The organism is Pseudomonas uvaldensis (genome assembly GCF_021271205.1).
GTDB classification, from domain to species: domain Bacteria; phylum Pseudomonadota; class Gammaproteobacteria; order Pseudomonadales; family Pseudomonadaceae; genus Aquipseudomonas; species Aquipseudomonas uvaldensis.
Genome location: NZ_JAIWKS010000024.1, coordinates 1 through 5,165 on the forward strand (window position 1 = coordinate 1; position 5,165 = coordinate 5,165).

Consider the following 5,165-nt stretch of genomic DNA (forward strand, 5'->3'; position numbering starts at 1 on the left):
TGCAACGCTTCGAGCCCGAGGCCACCGCCGGCGACGTGGCCACGCAACTGGCGACCCGGTTCGATGCGCGGCATTACCGTCTCGATTTGCATCAGGCGCCGATGCTGCAACTGGTCTACGCCCAAGACGAGGCCCTGGACCGTTGGGTGGCGATCCTGCTGTTCCATCACATGGCGTTGGACCATACCGCGCTGGACGTGATGCAGCATGAAATGCAACTGCTCCTGCTGGGGCAGGGGGCGCAGTTGGGTGAGGCGATGCCTTATCGCAACTACGTGGCCCAGTCGCGTCTGGGGGCGAGCGAAGCCGCGCACGAAGCGTTTTTCCAGCAAATGCTTGGCGATATCGACGAGCCGACCCTGCCTTTCGGCTTGCAGGATGTGCAGGGTGACGGACACGGGATCGATGAAACCCGCCAGGCTGTGGACCCGGCGCTGTCCCGGCGCTTGCGGGCGCAGGCACGCCAGTTGGGCGTCACTGCCGCCAGCCTGGTGCATCTGGCCTGGGCCCAGGTATTGGGCAAGGTCTCCGGCCGGCAGGAGGTGGTATTCGGTACGGTGCTGTTGGGGCGTCTGCAGGGCGGCGAGGGTGCCGACCGGGCGTTGGGGATGTTCATCAACACGTTGCCGTTGCGGGTGGACGTGGGGGCCGAGGATGTTCGCGCCGGCGTCAGGGCGACCCATGCCCGGCTGACAGCGCTGCTGGGGCATGAACATGCTTCCCTGGCCCTGGCCCAGCGTTGCAGCGGCGTGGCCGCGCCGACGCCGTTGTTCAGTGCCTTGCTCAACTACCGGCACAGCGCCGTCGAGGTGAGCCAGGACGCGCGCTCGGCCTGGAGCGGGATCGAGGCGCTGAACGGTGATGAACGAACCAATTATCCATTGACGCTGAACGTGGACGACTTTGGCGAAGATTTTTCCCTCACGGCCCTGGTGGACGCCTCCATCGGTGCGGCGCGTATCTGCGGCTATATGCAGACAGCCCTGAATAATCTGGTCGAGGCCCTGGAGCAGGCGCCACAGACGCCCTTGCAAGCCTTGTCCATCCTGCCCGCGGCCGAGCGCCAGCAACTGGTCGATGCCTGGAACCGCTGCGACATCGAATATGCCGGGGACGCCCTGATCCACCGTCAAGTCGAGGCCTGGGCCGTCACCCAGCCTGACGCGGTAGCCGTGGCGTATGAAGACCAGACACTGACCTATGCCCAGCTCAATGGGCGGGCCAACCAGTTGGCCCATGGCCTGCTGGCCTTGGGGATCCGTCCGGATGATCGGGTAGCGATCTGTGTCGAGCGCGGCCTGGACATGATCGTCGGCCTTCTGGGCATCCTCAAGTCCGGCGCCGGCTATGTACCGCTGGATCCTGCGTATCCGGCGGAACGCCTTGCCTACATGCTGCACGACAGCCGTCCGGTGGCCCTGGTGACTCAGTCGCAATGCAGTGACAACCTACCATCCATGAGCGTGCCGATCGTCATGCTCGACCCGCTCGATGTCATCGGCCAGCAACCGTCGCACAACCCTGATGTGCAGGGTCTGCTCGCCAGTCATCTGGCCTATGTGATTTACACCTCGGGCTCGACCGGCCTGCCCAAAGGGGTGATGGTCGAACACCGCAACGTCGCACGGTTGTTCTCGGCCACCCAGCCATGGTTCGACTTCGGTCCGCAGGACGTCTGGGCGCTGTTCCATTCCTTTGCCTTCGACTTCTCGGTCTGGGAAATCTGGGGCGCGCTGACCCGTGGCGGCCGCCTGCTGGTGGTGCCGCAGCTGGTCAGCCGTTCGCCGCAATACTGCTATGCATTGCTGTGCGAGGCTGGGGTGACCATCCTCAACCAGACGCCGAGTGCCTTCCGCCAGTTGATCGCAGCCCAGGGCGAAAGTGACCTGCGCCACAACCTGCGCCAGGTGATCTTCGGCGGCGAAGCCCTGGAAACCGGCATCCTCAAGCCGTGGTATGCCCGGGCAGTCAATGCCGGCACGCAACTGGTGAACATGTACGGCATCACCGAAACCACGGTGCACGTCACCTACCGTGCGCTGTGTGCCGCGGATGCCCAGCTGACCGGCGTGAGCCCCATCGGCAAACGCATCCCTGACTTGCAGTTGTACGTGCTCGACGCCCAGCGCGAGCCGGTGCCGGTCGGCGTGGTCGGCGAGATGTACGTGGGTGGCGCAGGCGTCAGCCGTGGCTACCTGAACCGTGACGAACTGACGGCCGAGCGCTTCCTTGACAACCCGTTCAGCGCCGAACCGAACGCCCGGATGTACAAGACCGGCGACCTGGGTCGCTGGCTGGCGGACGGCAGCATCGAATACCTGGGGCGTAACGACGATCAGGTGAAGATTCGCGGATTCCGTATCGAGCTGGGCGAAATCGAAGCCAAACTGGCCGCGTGCACGGGTGTGCGGGAAGCCGTGGTGCTGGCGCGCCAGGACACGCCGGGCGATCAGCGCCTGGTGGCCTATGTGATTGCCGAAGAAGGCGAGCCTCCTACGGCGGCTGAGCTGCGCGCCGAACTGTTGGGTTCCCTGGCCGAATACATGGTGCCCAGCGCCTTCGTGATGTTGACGGTGTTCCCACTGACCACCAACGGCAAGCTCGATCGCAAGGCTTTGCCGGTGCCCGACCAGTCAGCGGTGGTGAGCCGTGAATACGAGGCCCCGCAAGGCGAAGTCGAAACGGTCATCGCCGCGATCTGGCAGGACCTGCTGCACCTGGAGCGAGTCGGTCGCCATGATCATTTCTTCGAACTGGGCGGCCATTCGCTGTTGGCGGTGAAACTGATCGAGCGCATGCGCCAGGTCGACCTGACGGCCGACGTACGCGTGCTGTTCGGACAGCCGACCCTGGCGGCGCTGGCGGCGGCCGTGGGGGGACGTCATGAGATCCGGGTGCCGGCCAATGTCATTCCGGATGACTGCCTGCGAATCACTCCGGACATGCTGCCGCTGGTTGACCTGGACCAGATCGGCATCGACCGCGTGCTGGCGACGGTGCCGGGCGGCGTGGCCAACGTGCAGGACATCTATGCCCTGGCACCCTTGCAGGAGGGGATTCTGTATCACCACCTCGCTGCGGTTCAAGGCGACCCCTATCTGCAATACATTCTGTTCGCTTTCGACAGTCGCGCACGGCTGGATGACTTCGCCAAGGCCTTACAGGGAGTGGTGTCGCGGCATGACATCCTGCGCACGGCGGTGGTGTGGGAAGGGTTGGACGAGCCGGTACAGGTGGTCTGGCGCGAAGCGCCGCTGGGCCTCGATGAAATGGTGCTGGACCCCGCGGCGGGCGATATCGCCGAACAACTGCGGGCACACCTGGACCCCCGTCATTACCGCCTGGACATCCGCCAGGCGCCGATGATGCGCCTCGGATATGCCGAAGATGCAGCGAACGGTCGTTGGGTCGGCATGTTGCTGTTCCATCATATGGTCGATGACGCGACATCCCTGGGCATGCTCACGGCGGAAATCGAGGCCCATGTGGTCGGACGCGGGCATTTGTTGCCAGCCTCCGTGCCTTATCGCAATTACGTGGCCCAGGCGCGACTGGGCGTCAGCCGCGAGGAGCACGAAGCGTTCTTCCGCGACATGCTCGGCGATGTGAGCGAACCGACGCTGCCGTTCGGTTTGCAGGACGTGCAGGGTGACGGGCACGGGATCGAAGAGGTCCGGCAGCGGGTCGATGCCTCGCTCTGCAAGCGCCTGCGGGTCCAGGCTCGTCAGCTGGGCGTGAGTGCGGCCAGCCTGTATCACCTGGCCTGGGCCCAGGTACTGGGCCGCGTGTCGGGCAAGGACGATGTGGTATTCGGCACCGTGTTGCTGGGCCGGATGCAAGGCGGCGAGGGTGCTGACCGAGCGTTGGGGATGTTCATCAACACGTTGCCGTTGCGGGTGAATCTGCAAGGCCAGGGGGTACGGGCCGGCGTCAAGGCCGCCCATGGCCGGCTGACCGCTCTCCTGGGACATGAGCATGCGTCGCTGGTCCTCGCGCAGCGTTGCAGCGGCGTGGCGGCGCCGGCGCCGCTGTTCAGTGCCTTGCTCAACTATCGACATCTCGGTACGCAGACGGCCACCAGCGAAGCCCTGGCAGCCTGGGAAGGTATCCAGGTGCTGGACGGCGAGGAGCGGACCAATTATCCGCTGACCTTGTCGGTGGACGACCTGGGGGAGGATTTCAACCTGACCGTCATGGCCCAGGCACCGATTGGCGCCGGACGGGTCTGCAACTACGTGCAATGTGTCCTGGAGAATCTGGTCCGGGCGTTGGAGCAGTCGCCCCTGGCCCCGCTGAACGGATTGCAGATCCTGCCAGAGGCCGAGCGCCGGCAACTGCTGGAAACCTGGAATGCCACGCCGCACACCTACGCCCACGACGCGCTGATCCACGGGCAGTTCGAAGCTCGCGCCGCCGCGCAACCCGATGCGGTGGCGGTGATGTTCGAGGATCGCACACTGACCTACGGCGAGCTCAACGCCCGGGCCAACCAGCTCGCCCATCGCTTGCTGGCCCTGGGGATCCGTCCGGATGACCGCGTGGCGATCTGCGTCGAGCGCGGCCTGGACATGATTGTCGGCCTGCTGGGCATCCTCAAATCCGGCGCCGGCTACGTGCCGCTGGATCCAGCTTATCCGGCAGAGCGCCTGGCCTTCATGCTGGACGACAGTGCGCCGGTGGCGGTGCTGGCGCAGGCCGCGACACGTCGATTGTTGGCCGGCGTCACGGTGCCTGTGGTCGATCTGGACAGCCGCGCCGTACAGGACGAGTCCGTCGGTAATCCGCAGGTGCCTGGTCTGGATTCCAGCCATCTGGCCTATGTGATTTACACTTCCGGCTCCACCGGCCTACCCAAAGGGGTGATGGTGGAGCACCGCAACGTCGCGCGGTTGTTCTCGGCCACGCAATCGTGGTTCGACTTCGGCCCGCAGGACGTCTGGGCACTGTTCCATTCCTTTGCCTTCGACTTCTCGGTCTGGGAAATCTGGGGCGCCTTGACCCATGGCGGCCGCCTGCTGGTGGTGCCGCAACTGGTCAGCCGTTCGCCGCAGGACTGCTATGCGTTGCTGTGCGAGGCCGGTGTCACGGTGCTGAACCAGACGCCGAGCGCGTTCCGCCAGTTGATCGCGGCCCAGGGTGAAAGTGATCTGCGCCACAGCCTGAGG

1 protein-coding gene is annotated in these 5,165 nt (G+C 65.1%); it reads left to right on the forward strand.

Annotated elements, in window-relative coordinates; genetic code table 11:
- Positions 1-5,165, forward strand: a 5,165-nt coding sequence (locus LCU97_RS26395; RefSeq protein ID WP_232778196.1) for a non-ribosomal peptide synthetase, incomplete at both ends; no start/stop codon positions are given.